The organism is Hoeflea sp. EC-HK425, assembly GCF_902498795.1.
GTDB classification, from domain to species: Bacteria; Pseudomonadota; Alphaproteobacteria; order Rhizobiales; family Rhizobiaceae; genus Hoeflea; species Hoeflea alexandrii.
The window spans coordinates 327,231-347,703 of record NZ_LR701572.1 but is presented as its reverse complement, the minus strand read 5'-3'; the positions used below and the strand labels follow the sequence as shown (position 1 = coordinate 347,703).

Annotated in this window: 20 protein-coding genes; 8 read left to right on the top strand and 12 right to left on the bottom strand. The window is 62.4% G+C overall.

All coding sequences use genetic code 11. From position 1 onward, the window contains the following. Complete coding sequence (locus SPHINGO391_RS04495; protein ID WP_152007701.1) at positions 1 to 2,064, top strand: hypothetical protein; 2,064 nt, start codon at positions 1 to 3, stop codon at positions 2,062 to 2,064. Between the two features lie 52 nt (positions 2,065 to 2,116). Here the strand turns inward: SPHINGO391_RS04495 and ggpS are convergent, their stop codons facing one another. The 4 genes from ggpS to SPHINGO391_RS04475 all read right to left on the bottom strand — a co-directional run bounded on the left by ggpS (position 2,117) and on the right by SPHINGO391_RS04475 (position 6,217). After that, positions 2,117 to 3,610, bottom strand: coding sequence for a glucosylglycerol-phosphate synthase (gene ggpS, locus SPHINGO391_RS04490; protein WP_152007700.1), 1,494 nt, complete (start codon positions 3,608 to 3,610; stop codon positions 2,117 to 2,119). Between the two features lie 4 nt (positions 3,611 to 3,614). Continuing rightward, positions 3,615 to 4,397 carry an HAD family hydrolase gene (locus tag SPHINGO391_RS04485; RefSeq protein ID WP_152007699.1) on the bottom strand — a complete coding sequence of 261 codons (783 nt, stop codon included), beginning with the start codon at positions 4,395 to 4,397 and terminating at the stop codon, positions 3,615 to 3,617. Beyond that, positions 4,394 to 5,521, bottom strand: a complete 1,128-nt coding sequence (locus SPHINGO391_RS04480) for an NAD(P)H-dependent glycerol-3-phosphate dehydrogenase (protein WP_152007698.1) — start codon at positions 5,519 to 5,521, stop codon at positions 4,394 to 4,396. Before SPHINGO391_RS04480 ends, SPHINGO391_RS04485 begins: the two co-directional genes overlap by 4 nt. Positions 5,522 to 5,710: 189 nt before the next feature. Beyond that, entirely contained in the window at positions 5,711 to 6,217 is a 507-nt protein-coding gene (locus tag SPHINGO391_RS04475; RefSeq protein ID WP_152007697.1) for an N-acetyltransferase, read from the bottom strand. Positions 6,218 to 6,444: 227 nt separating this feature from the next. Between SPHINGO391_RS04475 and SPHINGO391_RS04470 the strand changes: the two genes are divergently transcribed. Both SPHINGO391_RS04470 and SPHINGO391_RS04465 read left to right on the top strand, forming a co-directional pair. Beyond that, positions 6,445 to 7,434 (top strand): glutathione S-transferase family protein, encoded by a 990-nt coding sequence (locus SPHINGO391_RS04470; protein ID WP_152007696.1) that lies wholly within the window; start codon positions 6,445 to 6,447, stop codon positions 7,432 to 7,434. A gap of 101 nt (positions 7,435 to 7,535) precedes the next feature. After that, the gene (locus SPHINGO391_RS04465; RefSeq protein ID WP_152007695.1) at positions 7,536 to 7,925 is read left to right on the top strand and encodes a DUF302 domain-containing protein; all 390 of its coding nucleotides are present in this window, start codon (positions 7,536 to 7,538) and stop codon (positions 7,923 to 7,925) included. Positions 7,926 to 7,953: 28 nt separating this feature from the next. Here the strand turns inward: SPHINGO391_RS04465 and SPHINGO391_RS04460 are convergent, their stop codons facing one another. From SPHINGO391_RS04460 to SPHINGO391_RS04450, 3 genes are all read right to left on the bottom strand, one after another. Continuing rightward, positions 7,954 to 8,715 carry an ABC transporter permease gene (locus tag SPHINGO391_RS04460; protein ID WP_152007694.1) on the bottom strand — a complete coding sequence of 254 codons (762 nt, stop codon included), beginning with the start codon at positions 8,713 to 8,715 and terminating at the stop codon, positions 7,954 to 7,956. Further along, positions 8,712 to 9,638, bottom strand: coding sequence for an ABC transporter ATP-binding protein (locus tag SPHINGO391_RS04455; RefSeq protein WP_152007693.1), 927 nt, complete (start codon positions 9,636 to 9,638; stop codon positions 8,712 to 8,714). The genes SPHINGO391_RS04460 and SPHINGO391_RS04455 overlap by 4 nt, the downstream gene beginning before the upstream one ends. A 212-nt stretch (positions 9,639 to 9,850) precedes the next feature. Then, complete coding sequence (locus SPHINGO391_RS04450; protein WP_244615368.1) at positions 9,851 to 10,315, bottom strand: NUDIX domain-containing protein; 465 nt, start codon at positions 10,313 to 10,315, stop codon at positions 9,851 to 9,853. 69 nt (positions 10,316 to 10,384) lie between these two features. Here SPHINGO391_RS04450 and SPHINGO391_RS04445 point away from each other — a divergent pair, with 69 nt between their 5' ends. Further along, positions 10,385 to 11,296: a metallophosphoesterase gene (locus SPHINGO391_RS04445; RefSeq protein WP_152007691.1), complete on the top strand. Its 912-nt coding sequence runs from the start codon at positions 10,385 to 10,387 to the stop codon at positions 11,294 to 11,296. A gap of 180 nt (positions 11,297 to 11,476) precedes the next feature. Here SPHINGO391_RS04445 and SPHINGO391_RS04440 read toward each other — a convergent pair whose 3' ends face one another. The 3 genes from SPHINGO391_RS04440 to leuA form a co-directional block, all read right to left on the bottom strand. Continuing rightward, positions 11,477 to 12,202, bottom strand: coding sequence for a hypothetical protein (locus tag SPHINGO391_RS04440; protein ID WP_152007690.1), 726 nt, complete (start codon positions 12,200 to 12,202; stop codon positions 11,477 to 11,479). Positions 12,203 to 12,355: 153 nt separating this feature from the next. Continuing rightward, on the bottom strand, positions 12,356 to 13,132 hold the full coding sequence (locus SPHINGO391_RS04435; RefSeq protein ID WP_193217185.1) for an alpha/beta fold hydrolase: 777 nt from the start codon (positions 13,130 to 13,132) through the stop codon (positions 12,356 to 12,358). A gap of 69 nt (positions 13,133 to 13,201) precedes the next feature. Beyond that, positions 13,202 to 14,908, bottom strand: a complete 1,707-nt coding sequence (leuA, locus tag SPHINGO391_RS04430; protein ID WP_152007688.1) for a 2-isopropylmalate synthase — start codon at positions 14,906 to 14,908, stop codon at positions 13,202 to 13,204. Between the two features lie 443 nt (positions 14,909 to 15,351). On the opposite strand from leuA, the gene SPHINGO391_RS04425 reads away from it, so the two are divergent. Together SPHINGO391_RS04425 and SPHINGO391_RS04420 are read left to right on the top strand one after the other, a co-directional pair. Further along, positions 15,352 to 15,624 carry a type II toxin-antitoxin system ParD family antitoxin gene (locus SPHINGO391_RS04425; protein WP_244615112.1) on the top strand — a complete coding sequence of 91 codons (273 nt, stop codon included), beginning with the start codon at positions 15,352 to 15,354 and terminating at the stop codon, positions 15,622 to 15,624. Next, on the top strand, positions 15,621 to 15,920 hold the full coding sequence (locus SPHINGO391_RS04420) for a type II toxin-antitoxin system RelE/ParE family toxin (RefSeq protein WP_152007686.1): 300 nt from the start codon (positions 15,621 to 15,623) through the stop codon (positions 15,918 to 15,920). The genes SPHINGO391_RS04425 and SPHINGO391_RS04420 overlap by 4 nt, the downstream gene beginning before the upstream one ends. A gap of 13 nt (positions 15,921 to 15,933) precedes the next feature. On the opposite strand, the gene SPHINGO391_RS04415 is transcribed toward SPHINGO391_RS04420, so the two are convergent. Next, positions 15,934 to 17,034, bottom strand: coding sequence for a hypothetical protein (locus tag SPHINGO391_RS04415; RefSeq protein ID WP_152007685.1), 1,101 nt, complete (start codon positions 17,032 to 17,034; stop codon positions 15,934 to 15,936). 336 nt (positions 17,035 to 17,370) lie between these two features. Between SPHINGO391_RS04415 and SPHINGO391_RS04410 the strand changes: the two genes are divergently transcribed. Together SPHINGO391_RS04410 and SPHINGO391_RS04405 are read left to right on the top strand one after the other, a co-directional pair. After that, positions 17,371 to 18,468 (top strand): carboxynorspermidine decarboxylase, encoded by a 1,098-nt coding sequence (locus SPHINGO391_RS04410; RefSeq protein WP_152011426.1) that lies wholly within the window; start codon positions 17,371 to 17,373, stop codon positions 18,466 to 18,468. 37 nt (positions 18,469 to 18,505) lie between these two features. Then, positions 18,506 to 19,747, top strand: coding sequence for a saccharopine dehydrogenase family protein (locus SPHINGO391_RS04405; protein WP_152007684.1), 1,242 nt, complete (start codon positions 18,506 to 18,508; stop codon positions 19,745 to 19,747). Positions 19,748 to 19,840: 93 nt separating this feature from the next. Here SPHINGO391_RS04405 and SPHINGO391_RS04400 read toward each other — a convergent pair whose 3' ends face one another. Then, positions 19,841 to 20,335 carry a GNAT family N-acetyltransferase gene (locus SPHINGO391_RS04400; RefSeq protein ID WP_280177921.1) on the bottom strand — a complete coding sequence of 165 codons (495 nt, stop codon included), beginning with the start codon at positions 20,333 to 20,335 and terminating at the stop codon, positions 19,841 to 19,843. Between the last annotated feature and the right edge of the window lie 138 nt (positions 20,336 to 20,473).

Genomic DNA, 20,473 nt, shown 5'->3' with positions numbered 1-20,473 from the left:
ATGAGCTTGGCATTTGATCCGTTCCTGCCGATTCCGGCGCTCCTGGCAATTGCCGTCATAGCCCTTCTGCTGATCGGCTGGGCCGTTGCCAAGCGCATGCGGGGAGCGGTGATACGTGCGCTGGCGCTCGCTGCGCTGGTGCTTGCGCTTGCCAATCCGGTCGCCAATTTCGAGGACCGCGAAGCCGTGACCAGCGTGGTCGCCATCGTCGTTGACCGCAGCCCCAGCCAGATGAGCGGCGACCGCACCGCCCGCACCGACGCGGCGCTGAAGGCGCTGACCGAGCGGATCGCGCGCTACCCGGCCTTCGAAACCCGCATTATCGAGGCCGTCACCGATCCGGATGCGCAGTCACCCTCGACCCGCCTGTTCGAGGCGCTGGCGTCCGGCATCCGCGATGTTCCGAGCTCGCGCCTTGCCGGCGCTGTGATGATCACCGACGGGCAGGTCCATGACGTTCCCGGATCGCTCTCCGCTCTCGGTCTGGACGCACCGCTGCACGGCCTGATCGTCGGCGAACCAGACGAGAGAGATCGCCGGGTCGACATCGTCCGCAGCCCGCGCTTCGGCATCGTCGGTGAAGACCAGGAAATCGTCTACCGCGTCAGCGAGGATGGCGCCGCATCAGTAGGCGGGCCGGTGAATGTCACCGTCCGGGTCAATGGCGACGAGATCGCAACCGAAACCGCCGTCGCCGGTGAGGAAACACCGTTTTATCTCAATCTGCCCCGGGGCGGCGAGAACATCGTCGAGTTCTCCGTCGACGAGCTCGACGGCGAGGTCACCACCGCCAACAACCACACGGTCACGCTGATCGAGGGGATTCGCGAGAACCTGCGCGTGCTGCTGGTCTCCGGCGCGCCGCATTCGGGCGAACGTGCCTGGCGAAACCTGCTGAAGTCCGATGCCTCCGTCGATCTGGTGCATTTCACCATCCTGCGCCCGCCCGAAAAACAGGACGGCACTCCGATCTCCGAACTCTCTCTGATCGCCTTCCCGACCCGTGAGCTGTTTGTCGAGAAGATCGACGAGTTCGACCTGATCATCTTTGACCGCTACCAGAACCGCGGCGTTCTGCCGGTGCTCTACTATGACTACATCGCCCGCTATGTCGAAGACGGCGGCGCCCTGCTCGTGGCCGCAGGTCCGGAGCTGGCCGGTGTGGAATCGATTGCCGAAACGCCGCTGGCGCCCGCGCTTCCGGCAGTGCCGACCGGCGCGGTCACCGAGGCAGGTTATTATCCGCGGCTGTCGGATAATGGCCGTCGTCATCCGGTCACCCGAACCCTGCCCGGAGCCTTGAGCGAGCCGCCGGATTGGGGCCGCTGGTTCCGTACGGTTAGCGTCGGCGACACAGCCGGCGATGTGGTCATGCGCGGCGCTGCCAACGAGCCGCTGTTGGTCCTCAACCGCTACGGTGAAGGCCGGGTGGCGATGCTCCTGTCCGATCACGGCTGGCTTTGGGCCCGAGGCTTTGAAGGCGGCGGCCCGCATGTCGCTCTTTATCGCCGCATTGCCCACTGGCTGATGAAGGAACCCTCGCTTGAGGAAGAGGCACTGCGCGCCACCGCCAATGGCCGCACCTTGGTCATCGAGCGCCAGACCATGAGCGACACGACGGACCCCGCCACCATCGAACTGCCCTCAGGCGAAACCCGCGAGGTCATTCTGGCGCCCGCAGGGGACGGACTGTTCCGCTCGGAGCTGGCGCTCGACCAGCCGGGTCTTGTCGAAGTCACCTCCGGAGATCTGCGTGCGCTCGCCCATGTCGGGGCGGTCGACGCACCCGAGTTCCGTGCAACCGTCTCGACCACTGACGTCATCGCTCCTGTCTCGGCAGAAACCGGCGGCCTGACGACACGCGTCAATGCCACCGCCAGCAACTTGCCGCAGATCCTGCCAACGCGATCAGCGCGGATCGACGCCGGCGAACGCATGGGCTTGCGCGCCAGCAACGAAAGCGTGCTCAAGGGCGTGCGCTCGGTGCCGCTGTTCGGTGGTTTCCTGGGACTTGCGCTGATGATCCTGGCGCTTGGCGCGACCTGGTTCCGCGAGGGCCGCTGAGCCGCGCGATGACCCCTGCTCCCGGGCTTCCCGTGTCTGTGACTTGCTCGGATTATTCCGCGGCGGGGAGCGTCTCGTCTTCGGTGAAATAGCTCATCTGGTCTTCGGCCCAGGCCTTGATACCGTAGCGCTTGACGGTTTCGCGCATCATTGCCATGCGCTGCCGGCGTTCTTCCTCAGGCATCGCAAGTGCCTGTTCGATCGCCATGTCCATCGATCGGTGCGAGAACGGATTGGTGATCACCGCCGAAGACAGTTCAACCGCCGCTCCGGCAAACTCCGAGAGCACCAGAACACCGTCCCCGTCCGTGCGCGCTGCCGCATACTCCTTGCAGACCAGGTTCATGCCGTCGGCCAGCGGCGTGATCCAGCAGACATCGGCGGTCTGATAGTAGGCAATCAGGTCCTTGAACGGAACGGCTGAGGATATCAGCGCCACCGGCTGCCATTCGAAGGAACCGAAGGTGCCGTTGATGCGGCCCGCCATCTGCTCGATCTCGCTCTGGATTTCCTCGTAGGCCGCCATGTTGCGGTTGGCGCCGACCGAGACATGCATCAGCCGGACCTTGCCATGCAGTTCCGGATGGGTCTGCAGCAGCCTCTCGTAACTCTCCAGTTGCTGGACGCCACCCTTGGTGTAATCGGTTCGCCCGACCGAGAGGATCAGCTTGCAATCTCCCAGTTCCGAGCGGATGGCGCTGGCGTCCTCGCGGGTCGGCTCGGAGGCTGCAAGGTCCTGGATAAAGTCCCAGTCGATCCCCACCGGCGCGCAGGAAATCCTGATCCTGCGGCCCTGGTAGAGCACGGATTCGGGAACCCGCCGGTCCGACAACGCGGTTCCTTCCCAGATGAAATCCGGGTTGACGTCCTTGCGGACGACCGAGCCGACCTCGAGCAGGCTTTGCGCCACATGGACAAAATTCACCGCATAGCGCGGGATGTGGAAGCCGATCACGTCGCAGGCCAGCAGGCTTTCGACGATCTCGCGCCGCCACGGCAGCACGTTGAACATGTCGGCCGCCGGGAACGGCGTGTGATGGAAGAACGAGATCTTCACGTCAGGCCGCAGCGTGCGCAGATAACCCGGAACCAGCCAGAGATTGTAGTCGTGCACCCAGACAGCGGCACCGGGCGCTGCTTCCGCGGCTGCAGCCTCGGCAAAGGCCCAGTTCACTTCGCGGAAGGTCGGCCAGTCCACCGGGTCGTAATTGTAGCGTTCCTTGAAAGAGTGCAGGATCGGCCAGAACGCTTCCTTCGAGGTGATGTGATAGAAACTTGATACCTGGTCAGGCGTCAGCGGCAACCGGGTAACGGAGTATTTTCCGTAGCTGTCCTCGATCTCGATGACCCGTTCGAAATCCGGATTGGCGGCGTCTTCGGCCAGTTTCCAGGCAACCCAGGCGCCCTTGTCGACCCGCCCGAAAAACCCTTTCAGGGTCGGGACGATGCCGTTCGGGCTCTTGTTTTCCTTGAAAACGATCTTTCCGTTTTCTTCGACTTCCTCGTAGGGTTGACGGTGATAAACGATGACAAGATCGCTGGCCATGGAGTCAGTATCCTTTTGGTAGATCGTGCATGTCGAACGCACGAATAGCCTCCAGTATGCCCGCCGCGCCGTGCGCCTGCGCCATATGAAGGTGCTCAAGGTGAGCAACGCGCTCGACCAGAGAAGGTTCCGAATTTCCTACAGCGACCGCCGGAAGACCGCATTCGAGCATCGAAAGATCGTTGAGCGTATCACCGGCACACAGGACCCGGACGGGATCGATCTCCAGATAATCCACCAGCCTGCGCAGCGACGGCCCCTTGCTCACGCCATCGGGCAGGACATCGAAAAACCGGTTGTCGGAGATCAGCCACTGATGCCCCATCTCCTCGATGATCGAGCAGGCGGAGCGATCGAATGCAGCGTGATCAAGGTCATAACTGACCCGGTAACGGAAACCGGTCGGCTGCAGCTTCAGCCCCGGGTGGTTATCGAGCCGCGAACGCACCGCGTCACCCGCGTCGCCCCAGCGCGCCGCGATCTCCTCTTCGAGATGCAGGATCGGCGACACCCCGTCCGACGGTGAAACCGTGGCGATCGTCGTGCCCACGTCCCCCACCGCATATTCGGGCCAGGGCACTCCCTGTGTGGAGCACAGCTCGCCGATGAATTCGGGATCGCGGCCGGTCACAAAAATCAGGCCGATGGTCTCGCGATTGGCCTCGATCCAGTCATAGAGCTTGCGGCGGTCTGCATCGCTGCCGCCAAGAAATGTGCCGTCGAGATCGGTGGCCAGCACGAATTGCCGGTCCTTGAGGGCGCCGGCCTTCGGGGAAATGAGGTTCATTGGGTGGTCCCTGTTGCAATGGCGATAGGATGATCCAGGGAAATCGCAAGGCCGCGCCGCTCTCCCTCGATCGGGCGCGACCAGTACTCGGCGAAGGTCTCCCGGACATCCGAACCCTGGTGCAAAATCCGGTATACGCATTCGCAGATCGGCATGTGGATGTTCATCCGGCGCGCAAGGTCCATCACCGACACCGAATTGACTTCACCTTCCACCACCACCGGCTTGCCGTCGAAGCACCGGTCGCGCGCAATGCCTTTTCCGAGCTGCACGCCAAGCGACATGTTGCGCGAGGTCTGCGACGAGCAGGTCAGGGTCAGGTCGCCCGCGCCGGCAAGCCCGGTCACCGTCTCGCGGCGCCCGCCGAACACATCGGCAAGCGTCTTGATCTCGTCCATACCGCGCACGATCAGCGCCGCCCTGGTGTTCTCCGCATAGCCTGCGCCTGTCATCATGCCGCAAGCAATGGCGATGACGTTCTTGACCGCGCCGCTCACTTCCACGCCAACAAGATCATCCGATATGTAGGGTCGGAAATACTCGGACCCCATCGATAGCGCCAGCCTCGCTGCCGGGCTGGAAGCCATGTCGAGCCGATCCGCGTAGGAAAACTGAAACGCAATCGTCGCCGCGGTCAGGTGACCAAGCGCGGTCTCGGTCGCAAAGGTCGGTCCGGAGAGCGCCCCGATCCGGTGACCGGGCAGCATTTCGGACGCAACTTCGCTGAGCAGGTAGCCGGTTCCCGCCTCGATCCCCTTGGCACAAAGCGCGATCGGCACGCCATCCGCCAGATGCGGACGCATCTGTGTGCAGATGTCGCGCAAGGTCCGAGAAGGCGTCACCAGCAGCACCGCCTCCGCACCCGCCAGCGCTTCGGCAATGTTGGTGGTCGCGCGCAAGCCTTCGGGCAGCGCGATACCGGGCAGGTAGCGCGGATTTTCGTTTCGGCTGTTGATTGCATCGATCGTCGCCCGGTCTCGTCCCCAGATGGAAGTCGTGCGGCCGGCGCGGCGCGCCACGGAGGCCAGTGCGGTCCCCCAGGCCCCTGCACCGATGACGCAGATTTTGGCGTAGGGACGTGCGGGAGAAGACAGGTCGTCGGCTTTTTGGCCTAGATAAGTCATGTGGTGTACTTAGGGCGCTTCTTGCTGCAGTGCAACCTTTGCGACCCGGCGACAGGCGAACCGTCGGCTTCAAAACGCCCAACGGCCGGCATCAAAACAGCGACCACGTCATGATTGCCCGATGCTAGCCCCCTGTTGGCGGCAGCGTCCGGAAGGCTGTGGAAAAGCAGGATGGGCTGCCGCCGGGCCTCAGGCCAGGTCGCGGTGACGGATCTCGCCTTCAAGCGCCGTGGCGTCGTTTTCGCCGTAGCAGGCCGCCAGCAGCCGCCGCGGGTCGAACGGTCCCGGCATGCTCAGCGCACCGGGCCTGGTCGGCTTGAAGCCGAGCGGCGCGTAATAAGGCGGATCGCCAACCAGAAGCACGACGTTGCTTCCAACCCTCTCGGCGGCGGCAAGGGCAATGCGCACCAGCTCCCGGCCGATGCCGAGGTTCTTGTGCGATGGACGGACCGCCAGCGGCCCGAGCAGATGACCGGACGTGCAGCCTGCATGAATTGGCGTCATCCGCACAGAGGCGATGACCTCGCCGCGGTCGCTGCCGACAAAAGACAGCCGCCGGTCATGCGGCCCCTGTTCCCTCACCCGTTCGGACGAGCGCACGAACCGGCCGGGACCGAAGGCTTCTTCGTTGATGAGATCGATGGCCGCGTCATGAGACGCGTCTTCGGTGAGAAAGACAAGATCGTGGAGGGACATTGAAAAAACCCGGAAGAGACGACAAGACATGATGGATCGCGCGGCAAGCGCGTTGGCAGTCTGTTCAGCGTCGTCGCAAGGCCGTGGCAGGCATCCGGTTTTCCTCTTCGCTCTTCGCCCATAGCAAAGCAAATTGCCGTCGTCCAATGCAAAACGCACCGTTCACCCCTCGATGCTTCGCTTTTGCAGCCCGACGGCCTATGTCACTGGGCAAAGGAGTACACGATATGGGTATGCTGGTAGATGGCGTCTGGAAGGACGTCTGGTACGACACGAAATCAACAGGTGGACACTTCAAACGCTCGGAATCGGCGTTTCGCAACTGGGTCACCGCCGATGGTTCGCCCGGACCGTCCGGGACAGGCGGCTATATGGCCGAAGCCGGCCGCTACCATCTGTATGTCTCGCTGGCATGTCCCTGGGCGCACCGGACGCTGATCTTCCGCAAGCTCAAGGGTCTCGAAGACGCGATCACCGTCTCGATCGTCGATCCCTACATGGGCAAGAACGGCTGGGAGTTTCACGAGCGCGACGGCGGCACAAGCGATCACCTCGGCAATGCCGACTATCTCTGGCAGGTCTATGTTGCCGCCAAGCCGGACTATTCGGGCAGGGTCACGGTGCCTGTGCTGTGGGACAAGAAGACCGGCACGGTCGTTTCCAACGAATCCGCTGAAATCATCCGGATGTTCAACTCGGCTTTCAATGCAATTGCAAAGCCGGCGCCCGACTACTACCCCGTGGCTCTGCGCGGGGAAATCGACGACATCAACGAGGTTGTTTATCACAAGGTCAACAACGGAGTTTACAAGGCAGGCTTTGCCACCACCCAGGACGCCTACAAGGAGCACGTCACCGAACTCTTCGATGCGCTCGACATGCTGGACAAACGCCTCAGGCACAACCGCTACCTGACCGGCGACTCGGTGACCGAAGCCGATTGGCGTCTGTTCACAACGCTGGTCCGCTTCGACCCGGTCTATGTCGGCCACTTCAAGTGCAACATCCGCCGCATCGCCGATTATCCGGCGCTTTCGGGCTATCTGCGCGAACTCTACCAGATGCCGGGCATCGCCGGGACCGTGAACATGGATCACATCAAGAACCATTATTACGGCAGCCACGAGACCATCAATCCGACCGGAATCGTGCCTGTCGGGCCGGCGCTTGATCTCGATGCGCCGCATGGCCGGGAGACGCTGCCGAAGGCTGCCTGACACTCTCCTGCATCCTGCCGTCAGGGCCGGACGTTGATATGTCGTATATGAAATACCATATCAATTGAAACCCTGACGACAGGCACCAAAGGAGAAGTCTCGTGGCTTACACAATCGACCGGGCAATCAGTGACGCTTCATTCGAGGACGTCACCGAGCGCACCCGCAAGGCACTAGCGGATCACGGCTTCGGGGTGCTGACCGAAATCGATGTGGCAGCGACCATGAAGAAGAAGCTCGACGTCTACATGCCCAGCTACCTCATTCTCGGCGCATGCAATCCATCGATGGCGCACCTGGCGATCGGCATCGAGCCGCGCATCGGCGCCATGCTTCCCTGCAATGTCATCATCCGCGACACCGGCAATGGCGATATCGGCATAAGCGCCGTCGATCCGGTCGCGTCGATGCAGGCCGTCGCCAACGACAGGCTGACATCGGTTGCCAGTGAAGTTCGCAAAATGCTCGAGACCGTCGTCCGCGACATCTGAGCCGTCGCGGACGTGACCGGGTACCCGATCAGGTCTTGATCTTGTACCCGGTCTTGAAGGTCCAGCCGATGATGCCGAGGCAGATCAGCATGAACACGGCGATCATCATCAGGCTGATTCCGATATTGATGTCGGAAGTGCCGTAAAACGCCCAGCGGAAGCCAGAGATCAGGTAGACCACCGGGTTGAACAGCGTCACGGTCTGCCAGAACGGCGGAAGCATCGAAATCGAGTAGAAGCTGCCGCCCAGGAACACCAGCGGTGTGATCACCAGCAGCGGCACCATCTGCAACTGTTCAAAGTTCTTCGACCAGATGCCGATGATGAAGCCGAACAGGCTGAACGAGATGCAGGTCAGCGCCAGGAACGCCAGCATCGCGCCCCAGTGCAGGATCTCGAAATCGACAAAGAATTCCGCTGTCGCCAGGATAACCAGCCCGATCAGGGCGGATTTTGTCGCAGCCGCCCCGACATAACCAAGCACGATCTCGACGAACGACACCGGGGCGGTATGCAGCTCGTAGATTGAGCCGAGGAACTTCGGGAAGTAGATCCCGAAGGAGGCGTTGGAAATGCTCTGGGTCAGCACCGAGAGCATGATCAGCCCCGGCACGATGAAGGCGCCGTAGCTGACGCCGTCGATCTCGTCGATGCGCGAGCCGATCGCGGCGCCAAAGACGATGAAATAGAGCGAGGTCGACAGCACCGGAGAAATCAGGCTCTGCGACAGGGTGCGGAAGAACCGCGCCATTTCGAACGAGTAGATGGATCTGACCGCCTGGAAATTCATGCCTTGTCCTCCACCAGTCCGACGAAGATGTCTTCGAGCGAGCTTTGCTTCGTTTCGATATCCCGCAGGACGATCCCGGCCTTGCTCAGATCGGCAAACAGCGACGCGATGCCCGTGCGCTCGCCATTGGCCTCGTAGGAATAGATCAGTGTCTGGCTGTCGGCGGCATACTCAAGATCATACCGGCTCAAGGCTTCCGGAATGGCGTCGAGAGCCTGCATCAGCTCGACCCGCAACTGGCGCTGGCCCATCCGCTGCATCAGCCTTTCCTTCTCTTCCACCAGCAGCAGTTCGCCGCCACGGATCACGCCGACCCGGTCGGCAATCGCCTCGGCTTCCTCGATGTAATGGGTAGTCAGGATGATGGTCACGCCGTCCTGCTTGAGCTGCCGGACGACGTCCCACATCTCCTTGCGCAATTCCACGTCGACCCCCGCAGTCGGCTCGTCGAGGAACAGCACTCGCGGCTCGTGGCACAAGGCCTTGGCGATCAGCACCCGGCGCTTCATGCCGCCCGACAACTCCATCGTCTTGGCGTCCTTCTTGTCCCACAGCGACAGTTTTTCGAGAATCGACTGCAGCAGCGCCGGATCGTTGCGCTTGCCGAACAGCCCGCGGGTGAAGCGCAGCGCGTCGATCACCGTCTGGAAAGGCTCGAGCGCGATCTCCTGCGGCACCAGGCCGATCAGCGAGCGCGCCTGCCGGAAGTCGCCCACCACGTCAAAGCCGCCGACCTTCGCGGTTCCGGAACTGGCGTTGACAAGGCCGCAGATGATCGAGATCAGCGTGGTCTTGCCCGCCCCGTTGGGCCCGAGCAGGGCCAGGATCTCGCCCTCGTCGATCTCGAGATTGACATTCTTCAGCGCCTGGAAGCCGCCGTCATACTGCTTGGATAAGTTCTGCACCGAAAGAATGGCTGCCATGATCTTCTTCTCAAAAAATGGAAATGAACGGCCGCTGCGAATTCTGCAGCATTGGCGGCGCAATAGACGAAAGTCGAGGTCGCTCACAATTAAGCGCTAAACCCGGGTGTTCAAGAGCGATGGGGCAAAGTCACGTCAAATCCTGTCAGCAGCTTTCGCCGGACAAGCAGTTTTTTGAGACCGGATCGTCCGGTTTCCGACATCAGGCCGCTTCACCAGGTTTCGCTGACCGGTATCCGTCCCGCAAGCTCCTCAAGCCGCCGCCGTGTCGCGGGCGTCACCCCGTCGGGCAGCGCATCGAGCGCAAAGAAGCCACTTTCGATGATCTCCCTGTCCGGACGTTTCGGCGCGGTTTGAGTAACGGTGCAGCGATAGAAGGCGACGTGATCGCGGCGGCTGGTGCCCTTGTTGAAATAGACCGCGAACAGCTCCGCCTGGCCGATCATCTCGAGATTGCCTTCCTCGCGGAGTTCCTTGACCAGCGCATCCTTGAGCGTTTCGCCGCGCTCGACACCGCCGCCAGGCATGTGCCAGCCCGGCACATAGGAATGACGCACCAGGAACACGCGGCCCCCTTCGTCGAACGCCGCGGCGCGGACGCCCAGCGTCATTCCGCGGGCAAGAGCGAACCAGCTGTGCACCACCCTGGTGACCAGCCGCGCCCGCAAGTTGCGCATTTCCGGTGGCCGCGATGCTTTTTCATCCGCGGCTTGCGGCGCTCTGGCAGGATCGCTATTGCTCACATCATGTTCCGACTTGCTCATATTTCCGACATCCATCTCGGCCCGCTGCCGCGGGTCACGCTGGCAGAACTCGCATCCAAGCGGATTACCGGTTATGTGAACTGGCATCGCAATCGCCGCAAGCACCTTTTTGGCAACACGCTGGAGAATGTGCTGACCGGCTTGCGCGAGGCTGCGCCCGACCATGTGGCGATCACCGGCGATCTGGTCAACCTCGCGACCCGGACGGAAATCGAGGTCGCCCGGCTCTGGCTCGAGACCCATTTCGATCCGCTCAAGACCACCCTGGTGCCCGGCAATCACGATGCCTATGTGCCCGGCGCCCTTGCCAGGGTGACCAGCCAGTGGCGGCCCTGGCTGCTCTCGGACACCTATGCGCCGGATCAACCGCTGTTCCCGAGTTATCGCCGCCGTGGCCCGGTGGCGCTGATCGGGCTGTCGACGGCCAATGCCACGCTGCCGTTCATGGCCACCGGCGACTTTGGCCACAAGCAAGCGCGCGCCGCCGGCAAGTTGCTCGAGCAGGCCCGTGAGGACCGGCTCTACCGGATCGTGCTGATCCACCACCCGCCGGTTCGTGGCGCAGCCCCCGCGCACAAGCGGATGCGCGGTATCTCCCGCTTTGCCAAGATGCTCAGGAAGCATGGCGCCGAACTGGTGCTGCACGGCCATACCCATCTCGACACGCTGCATTACCTCAAGGGCCGTGATGGCGAGGTGCCGGTGGTCGGCATAGCCTCGGCAAGCCAGGGACCGGGCGGGCGCAAGCCGCTCGCCGGCTTCAACATCTTCGAAATCGACGGCGGCCCGGGCGATTGGGAGACCATCCATCGCCGCATGCAGCTGGGCGAAGACGGCCCCGGCTTCGCGGAAAACCCGGCAAGCGTCATTGCCCTCGAAGAACGCCTCAGCTGATCAGGCTGCAGCCGCACCTGCGAAAGCCGGAACCCGTGTTGCGCAAGGAATTTCTCCGGAACGATCAGATAGCGCATTTGCGGCGAGTGTGTTTTCGAAGCAGAGGCTCTGGCCCGCAGCACAGCCAGCTGCACGCGCAGATGCCACTCCGTCACCTTTGATTTCAGGCCATGATCGGCTTCAGCCGATCATGGCTGAAATCCGGTCCCAGAAGGCCACGACCAGCGCGGCCGCACCGGCCACACAGCCGAGAATGAACCAGGACGTGCCAAGCACCAGGCCGGCTCCGCCGGTGCGCGCAGGTACGGAAGTTTCGGTCGGCCTGGTCTGGTCAGCCCTGGCCGCTTGCGGCGCAGCTTCGCTTGCCTGCGGCGTCGCAGGCTTGCGCAAGGTCTCGACGTCATTGTCAGGTTCGGTCCGGGGCATGGCGGGAGCGTCTGAGGCGGCTTCATCCGCGCTCTTGTGCCCGGCGGCACCGGCCTTCAGTTCCTCGAAATCACCCGCCAGGATCCGTTCCCGCTCGATCACCCGTTCGGCGATATAGCGGCTGACCGCATCCGCCGTCGCTGCCATGTCGCTGGTATCGGACATGATCACCCGGCCAAGCCGCGTGTCGCGGACAAAGCGGAACACCCTGCGGTCATGGCCCATGTGGACATGCGCCACCGCATCGATCCACAGCCGTGGCTGCAGCCCCTTGGAAAGGCCGAAGTCGAAGCGGTCGTCGTCAGGATCGATGTCGGCCAGTACCGGCCGGATTTCCTCGGCCAGCAGTTCCAGCCGGGCGCGGTCGGCATCACGCATGTCGACCACCACATCGGTGCGGTCGGCGGCAGAGATTTTCACGTCGCGAACGATATCCGACAGGCGGCGGTCATTCGATGGCGTCTTGGGTCGGTCGGTCATGGCATGGATCCAGGCGGAATCGGGGCTGGGAATTGGTTAACAACTCCTTACCACAGACCGGCATTGATGGCGACAATGCGGCAGCGCCCGATTGTGGACGTGGTAAAGACGCCAAATCCTGCTTTTCCGGCGTTTTCAAACCCCTCGGGGTCCTCAACCCTCGCCGCCGACCGCCTCCGTCAGCACCCGCACCACCGCATCCGGCGCTTCCTCGGGCAGCATGTGGCCAAGACCGGGCAGCACGTTGAAGGCAAACGACGCCGGCAGCGCCGATGGCTTCGGGCACGGCAGCACTGTGTCGCCGGTGCCCCAGATCACCGCAACCGGCATCGTGAGCGCCGCCAGCGCCTCGCCCGGCAGCACCCCCTGCCCCTGTTCCGGCCCGTCGGGGAACATCGCCCGGTAGGTCTCATCGAGCGCCTCGGTCTGGCCCGGTTTCGCGCGTGCCGCAGTGAAATGATCGATCACCGCCTCGGGTGTCACGAAATCCGGCGCCGACATCTCGTCGAGACAGCCGCGGATCTCGGCCTCCGTCGTGGCCTTGGCGTAACGCGCCAGCAGATCCGCATTGATCTCTTTTGCAATGCCGCCCGGCGCCACCAGCGTCAGCGACTTGACCCGGTCGGGCGCCCGCATGGCGATCAGCGCCGACACCGCCCCGCCCATCGAGTGACCTGCCAGATGGAACGCCATGACACCCGCAGCCTCAAGCCCCGCCAGGATCGCCTTCGCCATCCGCCCGGCGCCGCCGCGGCCATCGGAATTCAGCGAGCCGCCATGGCCGGGCAGATCGACCGTGATCACCCGCACCGTGTCGGGCAGTTCCGCCTTCACCGCATCCCAGGCCGATCCGTCGCCGCCAAAGCCGTGCAGCAGCACCAGCGGCGTGCCGGTGTCAGGCCCTGAAAAGTCCATGTGAAGTCCGGTCACGGCGCGTTCCTCCTCGATCATCGAAAAACCGCCGCGCCTCTCCAAGCGCAGCGGTCAATGGGTTCCATCTCAGCCCTTGGCTGCCAGCGCCCGGTTGGCCGCCGACATCACCGCCTCGAGCGATGCCGCCACGATGTTGGTGTTGACGCCCGCGCCATAGAGCTTGCCCGCCGGCGTTTCCATCTGCATGTAGCAGATCGCCGCCGCATTCGAGCCGTGCTGCATCGAGTGCTCGGAATAGTTCGCCACTGTCAGCTCGATGCCGAGATAGGTCGCAAGCGCGTTGACGAAGCCGTCGATGGGCCCGGTGCCGCGGCCTTCGATCCGCCTGGTTTCGCCATTGTCGGTGATCTCCGCCGAGACAACCCTGATCCCCTTGTTGTTGGGGTCCGTGTGGGTGTGGTGATCGACGAAGCCGAGCCGCGCGCCGGGCTGGTTGACATAGAGCTCCATGAAGCTCTCATAGATCCGCTTTGGCGGCAGCTCCACGCCCTCCTCGTCGGTAATCCGCTGGATCTCCTCGCGGAACTCCACCTGCAATGCCCGCGGCAGGTCGAGCCCGTAATCCTCCTTCAGGATATAGGCGATGCCGCCCTTGCCCGACTGCGAGTTGATGCGGATGATCGCCTCGTAGGAGCGGCCGACATCCTGCGGGTCGATCGGCAGGTAGGGCACTTCCCAGTCCGGCTTGTTGGCCTTGCGGATCGCCTTCATGCCCTTGTTGATGGCGTCCTGGTGCGAGCCCGAAAACGCGGTGTAGACCAGTTCACCGACGTAAGGGTGCCGCTCGCCGATCTTCATCTCGTTGGAATATTCAAACACCGCCTTGATCCGCTCGATGTCCGAACAGTCGAGTTCAGGGTCCACCCCTTGCGTGAACATGTTGAGCGCCAGCGCCACCACGTCGACATTGCCGGTGCGCTCGCCATTGCCGAACAGCGTGCCCTCGACCCGGTCGGCGCCCGCCATCAACCCCAGTTCCGTGGCGGCAATGCCGGTGCCGCGGTCATTGTGCGGATGCAGCGACACCAGCACGTTCTCGCGATTGTCGATGTTGCGGCACATCCACTCGATCTGGTCGGCATAGATGTTCGGCGTCGACATCTCCACCGTCGATGGCAGGTTCAGGATCAGCTTGTTGTCGGGGGTCGGCTGCATCACCTCGACCACGGCGTTGCAGATCTCCAGCGCCACTTCCAGCTCGGTGCCGGTAAAGCTCTCGGGGGAATACTCGAACCGGTATCCGCCGCCTGCCTTCTCCGCCATCTCCCTGACCATCTTCGCCGCATCGACGGCGATCTGCTTGATGCCGGCGACGTCCTTTTCGAACACCACCCGGCGCTGCAGCTCCGACGTCGAATTGTAAAAATGCACGATCGGCCGTGTGGCGCCTTCCAGCGCCTCGAAGGTCCGCGTGATCAGTTCCGGCCGGCACTGCACCAGCACCTGCAGCGACACGTCATCGGGCACCCCGCCCTGTTCGACGCACCAGCGGGCAAAATCGAAATCGGTCTGCGAGGCCGAGGGAAACCCGATCTCGATTTCCTTGAAGCCCATGTCCAGGAGCAGCTGGAACATCCGCGCCTTGCGGTCATGCCCCATCGGGTTGATCAGCGACTGGTTGCCGTCGCGCAGGTCGACCGAGCACCAGATCGGCGCCTTGGTGATCTGCTTGGACGGCCAGGTCCGGTCGGAAAGGTCCACCTGCGGGTAGGCGTGGTACTTTTGGGCTGCCTTCGGCATGCCCTTCGGTCCGGATGCGGTATGTGCGGTCATTGGTATCTCTCGTTTCCTGGCCCAATCCCGGGAGCCGCGTGTAGCGCGACATCGACCGGCCTCAGGCCGTCATGTTGCATTCAGGAAAAAATGTAAAGTCGAGAGAGGAGCAGGAGTGCCACGCGGCGGTTTCGACCGCCGGACGCTCCTCAACGAGCCCGGCGATCGCCGCTAAGCGCGAGAAGAAGAAGACCGCCGAGACGCGCATGCGAGAACGCCGCCGCCGCAAAGCGGGCGAAAGAGGTCTCGGAGGGGCGCGGGGTCGTGTTCATGGGCGGAGTGATACAGCGGGCGGGGCGGGATGGCAAGGGGGATGGAGCCGCGAGGTAACTTGCTGATGCGGTGTCGCCTGCCAAGACTGTAGTTTTTTCATTCCGCTGCTCATGAGTGCGTGGTATGATTTAGTCATACCGTGCGGTGTCCCATCGAAAGAAAGATCAATCTTGGACAAGCGAACGATCAGCCTGCCCGACGAGCATGCGGACTACATCGACCAGAAGGTTCGATCCGGCGACTACGCCTCGGCAAGCGAGGTGGTTCGCGCGGGACTTCGCGCTCTGCAGGAGCGAGACCGCGCCGTTGAAGACTGGTTGCGCAACCAGGTAGCGCCAACCTACGACGCCATGCTTGCCGACCCGTCGCGCGGCATTCCCGCGAAGTCCGTCTTTGACGATATCCGGGCCCTGCACGCCCGAAAGACAAATGGCTCCGAGTGAAGACGCGCGACGTCGTCTTTGCGCCGGAAGCTCGGGCGGATCTATTGGCGCTCTATGAATGGATCAATGCCAAAGCAAGCCCCGATGTCGCGATGGCCTACATCAACCGAATTGAACGGTATTGCCGCGAATTCGATCTCGCGTCCGAGCGCGGTCATCTCCGTGACGACATTCGAACGGGTCTTCGCATCATCGGCTTCGAAAGACGCATAACCATCGCCTTCATGGTCACAGATCAAGCCGTTACCATTCTCCGCCTGTTTTACGGCGGACAGAATTGGGAGAACGACATGTGACAGGAATCCATCCTCACGGCGCCGCCAACCGGAAACTCTCCACCGCCGCGCGGATGCGTTTTTCGCCCTTGGCGTCGCCGAGGAAGTGGTAGCCGACGACGGTGAAGCCGCGCTTCTTGTTCACCACATAGGCCGCGACGCTGCGCACTGTGGCGCCGTTGATCTCGCCCTGGTACTCGCGCATGATCCCCGGCGTCTTGGCCACGCCCACGCCCGGATGGTCCTTCTGCGGAACCGCAAGGCGGTCCTTCATGAAGAAGATCTTGTCGGCCAGCACCAGTTCCCAGGCGTTGGCGTACTCCTTCACCTTCGACGTCTTGTTCATGTCGACCACGAAGACGATGACGCCCTCGACCCGGTCTGGATGCTGCATGTCGACGGAATAGGGCTCGGACTGATCGGCCTTGTTCGACCAGATCGACGGCACAGCGATCCAGAAGTCGCGATCGGTGTTGTGCCGCCAGATCAGCGTCTCCTCGCTGCCCGGAGCCACGGCGTCAGGAACCTCGGTATCCTGGGCTTGACCCTCCGGAGCAGCGGGCGGCTGGGGGGCGGGTTGCTCGGGCGCGGGCTGTGACGAAACCGGCGGCGCGGCCGCGCCCGCGGCTTCGATCTGCAGTGTCGCCGAGCAGTTCTGGAACACCCGCATTTCCCGGTCGAAGCTCTCGTCGGGCGCCGAATACGACATTAGCAGGAAGGCGCGCGGCGTGGTTACCACCATCTGGATATGCCGGAAAGCGCGCTGTGTGTCCGCCGTGTCCAGCGCCGTGTAGCCGGCGACGAGATACGGCACCTGCTGTCCGGCAATCGGAGCGGTCCCCTCGTTCAGGATCCGGCCGTCAGGGGCGCGGAGAAGCTGTTGTTTGAGCGCTTCAAGCTGCCCGGCCACTGTCTTTTCCGCAGCCTTGTCCTGCTCGATCACCTGGATGATGATGGTCGCGTCCGGAGCCTTCGCACTGGTGAAGATCCGGTCGAAATTACGCGCCTGATCGAAGTCCCAGTCCGACGGAAACTCGCAGGAGAACCCGGCGACATCCTTGTAGGTCCGGAATGTCACGTCCTGGGCCATGCCGGCCTGCGCGCCGGCGATCACCAAAAGCGCCGCCATCAGCAAGCGCCAAACCATGTCCTTGCCTTGTGTACGCATCAGCGTCGACCCTCAAATTGCAGCTTTGCTATATTAGCAAGACAGAAAGGATCTCGGCATTGACCGAGGTCAATACATTCGCCACCAGCTTAGGACCCGTCACAGGAATATCGGCAGACCCGGCCCGCGCCGCCATGTTCAACCTTTGCCAACGCAGAGAAAACCTGGCTTTTTCGCCAAATTCCCGTTTCGGCCTTGCGTGTGACACCGGATTTTCCTAATTGCCCCTGACGCCCGGGCCTGCACGCCCGCGCGCAGACGCCCTTTCCCGTGAAGCCAGGATGCCCCAGGATGGACGAGACCGTGATCCAGACCCCCTATTATCTGATCGACAAGTCGAAGCTCCAGATCAACATGGAGAAGATCGCCCGGCTGCGCGAACTCTCCGGCGCAAAGGCGTTGCTGGCGCTGAAATGCTTCGCCACCTGGGGCGTGTTTGATTTCATGGCCGACTACATGGACGGCACCACCTCGTCGTCGCTCAACGAGGTGCGCCTTGGCCGCGAGCGTTTCGGCAAGGAGACACACGCCTACTCGGTCGCCTATGCCGATCACGAGATCGACGAAGTGGTCTCCCACGCCGACAAGATCATCTTCAATTCCATAAGTCAGCTGACTCGCTTTTCGGATCAGTCGTCCGGCATCATCCGCGGCTTGCGGCTCAATCCCGGCGTCTCGTCCTCGACATTCGATCTGGCCGATCCGGCCCGGCCCTTCTCACGGCTCGGCGAGTGGGATCTCAAAAAGGTCGAGCCGGTGATGCAGATGATCTCCGGCTTCATGATCCACAACAATTGCGAGAACGGCGATTTCGCCCTGTTCGACCAGATGCTCGGCGACATCGAGCAAAAATTCGGGCCCCTGCTGAAGAAGGCCGAATGGGTCAGCCTCGGCGGCGGCATCCATTTCACCGGCGCGGATTATCCGCTCGAACAGTTTGCCGAACGGCTCAAGCGCTTTGCCGGCGAGTATGGCGTGCAGATCTATCTCGAGCCCGGCGAGGCCTCGATCACCAAATCGACGACGCTGGAAGTCACCGTGCTCGACACGCTGTTCAACGGCAAGAACCTGGCCATCGTCGACTCCTCGATCGAGGCCCACATGCTCGACCTGCTGATCTACCGCGAAACCGCCAAGATCGAACCCAACAAGGGCGCTCACCGCACCATGATCTGCGGCAAGTCCTGCCTGGCCGGCGATATCTTCGGCGAGTTCGATTTCCCCGAGGAAGTGAAGATCGGCGACCGGATCTCGGTCCAGGACGCCGCCGGTTATACAATGGTCAAGAAGAACTGGTTTAACGGCGTGCAAATGCCGTCAATCGCCATCCGCGAACTGGATGGCAGCATCAGAACGGTCCGTGAGTTTGACTACGCGGATTTCGAACACAGCCTCTCCTGAGGCATCTGACGATTGGACACAGGAGTTAGTCCCCATCATGAAGAAGAACGTCCTCATCATCGGCGCCGGCGGCGTCGCGCAAGTTGTCGCCCACAAATGTGCCCAGAACAATGACGTGCTCGGCGACATCAACATCGCTTCGCGCACCAAGGCCAAGTGCGACGCCATTATCGCCTCGGTTCACGAGAAGAACGCCCTGAAGCAGGAAGGCGTGCTGGCGGGCCATGCACTCGACGCCATGGACATCGAGGCCACCAAGGCGCTGATCAAGTCGACCAACTCCGAGATCGTCATCAATGTCGGCACCGCCTTCCTCAACATGTCGGTGATGCGCGCCTGTCTCGACACGGGTACTGCCTATATCGACACCGCCATCCATGAAGAGCCAGGCAAGATCTGCGAGACCCCGCCCTGGTACGGCAATTACGAGTGGACCCGCGCCGACGAGGCCGCCGAAAAGGGCGTTACCGTCATCCTCGGCGCCGGCTTCGATCCCGGCGTCGTCAACGCCTATGCCGCACTGGCCAAGAACGACTATTTCGACAAGGTCACGGATGTCGACATCGTCGACATCAATGCCGGCAGCCATGGCAAGTACTTTGCCACCAATTTCGACCCGGAGATCAATTTCCGCGAATTCACCGGAGTGGTCTATTCCTGGCAGAACGGCGAATGGCAGACCAACAAGATGTTCGAGATCGGCAAGACCTACGACCTGCCCGTCGTTGGCCCGTCGAAGGCCTATCTTTGCGGCCATGACGAGGTCCACTCGCTGGCCAAGAACATGGATGGCGCCGATGTGCGCTTCTGGATGGGCTTTGGCGATCACTACATCAACGTCTTCACCGTGCTGAAATCCATCGGCCTCCTGTCCGAACAGCCGGTCAAGCTGGCCAATGGCGATGAAGTCGTGCCGCTCAAAGTGGTCAAGGCCTGCCTGCCCGACCCGGCATCGCTGGCGCCCGAATACACCGGCAAGACCTGCATCGGCGATTTCGTCAAGGGCACCAAGGATGGCAAGGAACGCGAGGTCTTCATCTACAACGTTGCCGACCACAAGGATGCCTACAATGAAGTGGGCAGCCAGGGCATTTCCTACACCGCCGGCGTTCCCCCGGTCGCAGCCGCCATGCTGGTCGCCACCGGCGAGTGGGATGTCAAGAAGATGGCCAATGTCGAGGAACTCGACCCGAAACCGTTCCTCAACATCTTGAACCACAACGGCCTGCCGACCCGCATCAAGGACGAGAACGGCGACCGCGCGCTGGATTTCTCGTAAATCAAGCTATCGGCTGCACCTTAGTCACCTGATATCAGGCGCAAGTTAAGCCCCCGTTGGTAATTCCGGCGGGGGCTTTTTTTCATGAAGCCGTTACCGCATGTGGCGGTAGACCAGCACCTCCGGCCCTGGGCGGTCCGGATCGAGTTCCAGCACGGCACCGAGCCGCTCGGCCAGCTTGCGCGAGCGGTGATTGCCGGGATCGATGTGGCTGACCAGCGTTTCAAGCCCGCGGACGGTGAAAGCCCAGCGGCGCATGGCTTCGGCCGCCTCGAAGGCATACCCCCTGCCCTCGGCACCCGGATAGACCATCCAGCCGAGCTCGTGCTCAGGAAACAGCGGTCCGTGATTGATGCCGACCTGACCCAGGCATTCCCCGGTTTCCCGGTCGTCGATCATCAGCGCGCCGCAGCCCAGGAGCGGCCATTGCGCCAGGTCGTGGCAGAACAGCCCCCAGGCCTCGGCCATCGTGTGCGGGCCTTCCATGTGGACCGCCCGGTCCGACATCATCAGGTTCGCATAGGCCGGCCAGTCCTGCATGGTCTGCACTCTCAGCCGCAGCCGTTCGGTCTCAAGTGTGGGGATCAAGAAGCAGGCCTCGCTTTTGTCTGCTGTTTTCCGCATGACGGAATCGTTTCCGCATCGATAGCATGGAATGCTATGATGAAAGCCTGTAGAGAGCGCCAGGCGCCGCAATGCAAGGCAGAACAAGCGCTGCAGCTGATA

Excerpts from the sequence above, each read along its gene's own strand:
- SPHINGO391_RS04495 (WP_152007701.1), top strand. The coding sequence starts at position 1 with ATGAGCTTGGCATTTGATCCGTTCCTGCCGATTCCGGCGCTCCTGGCA.
- ggpS (WP_152007700.1), bottom strand. The coding sequence starts at position 3,610 with ATGGCCAGCGATCTTGTCATCGTTTATCACCGTCAACCCTACGAGGAA.
- SPHINGO391_RS04485 (WP_152007699.1), bottom strand. The coding sequence starts at position 4,397 with ATGAACCTCATTTCCCCGAAGGCCGGCGCCCTCAAGGACCGGCAATTC.
- SPHINGO391_RS04480 (WP_152007698.1), bottom strand. The coding sequence starts at position 5,521 with ATGACTTATCTAGGCCAAAAAGCCGACGACCTGTCTTCTCCCGCACGT.
- SPHINGO391_RS04475 (WP_152007697.1), bottom strand. The coding sequence starts at position 6,217 with ATGTCCCTCCACGATCTTGTCTTTCTCACCGAAGACGCGTCTCATGAC.
- SPHINGO391_RS04470 (WP_152007696.1), top strand. The coding sequence starts at position 6,445 with ATGGGTATGCTGGTAGATGGCGTCTGGAAGGACGTCTGGTACGACACG.
- SPHINGO391_RS04460 (WP_152007694.1), bottom strand. The coding sequence starts at position 8,715 with ATGAATTTCCAGGCGGTCAGATCCATCTACTCGTTCGAAATGGCGCGG.
- SPHINGO391_RS04455 (WP_152007693.1), bottom strand. The coding sequence starts at position 9,638 with ATGGCAGCCATTCTTTCGGTGCAGAACTTATCCAAGCAGTATGACGGC.
- SPHINGO391_RS04450 (WP_244615368.1), bottom strand. The coding sequence starts at position 10,315 with ATGCGCAACTTGCGGGCGCGGCTGGTCACCAGGGTGGTGCACAGCTGG.
- SPHINGO391_RS04445 (WP_152007691.1), top strand. The coding sequence starts at position 10,385 with ATGTTCCGACTTGCTCATATTTCCGACATCCATCTCGGCCCGCTGCCG.
- SPHINGO391_RS04440 (WP_152007690.1), bottom strand. The coding sequence starts at position 12,202 with ATGACCGACCGACCCAAGACGCCATCGAATGACCGCCGCCTGTCGGAT.
- leuA (WP_152007688.1), bottom strand. The coding sequence starts at position 14,908 with ATGACCGCACATACCGCATCCGGACCGAAGGGCATGCCGAAGGCAGCC.
- SPHINGO391_RS04405 (WP_152007684.1), top strand. The coding sequence starts at position 18,506 with ATGAAGAAGAACGTCCTCATCATCGGCGCCGGCGGCGTCGCGCAAGTT.